The following is a 445-nucleotide window of genomic DNA, read 5'->3' as shown; positions in this document are numbered from 1 at the left end:
CGCTTCGGGCTACGCCCTACGCGCCTTGCCGCGCAGCGAGTGAAAGAAGACTTACACCACTTGCCGGGACATCAACGCTTGGAGCACTGGTTGGCGGGCCGCGTGCAATGGTTTTGCCCATGTTTTGGTTTGCCCCCATGCGCGGTGGGCGGCAATGGTTGACTGTGGTTGACGTGGCGCGAGAACTTGGCGTGAGTATCCGGACACTTCAGACCGCGTTTCAAGGCGCAGGACGCGATACGCCCATGGCCTTTTTGCGCGGCGTGCGCATGGCGCGGGTGAGGGAGGCCTTACTGAACGCCACGGCCTCCACGGCGGTGACCGAAGTCGCACTGCAGCATGGGTTCCTGCACCTTGGCCGGTTCAGCGTAAGCGCGCGGTGATCCCGTCTTGACGTCGGTCCTTCGATCAGCGCACTTCGATTGGCTGCCAGCGATGCGGCAGC

The 445-nt window shown here is 63.4% G+C and carries 1 protein-coding gene; it reads left to right on the top strand.

Annotated elements, in window-relative coordinates; genetic code table 11:
- Positions 1-107: 107 nt before the first annotated feature.
- The gene (locus ACCC97_RS28825; protein WP_413336399.1) at positions 108-383 is read left to right on the top strand and encodes a helix-turn-helix domain-containing protein; all 276 of its coding nucleotides are present in this window, start codon (positions 108-110) and stop codon (positions 381-383) included.
- The last annotated feature ends 62 nt before the right edge of the window (positions 384-445 follow it).

Source organism: Variovorax sp. Varisp85, from assembly GCF_047304045.1.
Classification (GTDB): Bacteria; Pseudomonadota; Gammaproteobacteria; order Burkholderiales; family Burkholderiaceae_C; genus Variovorax.
Note: the sequence above shows the minus strand (reverse complement) of the source record. Positions and strands in the feature narration are given on the sequence as shown.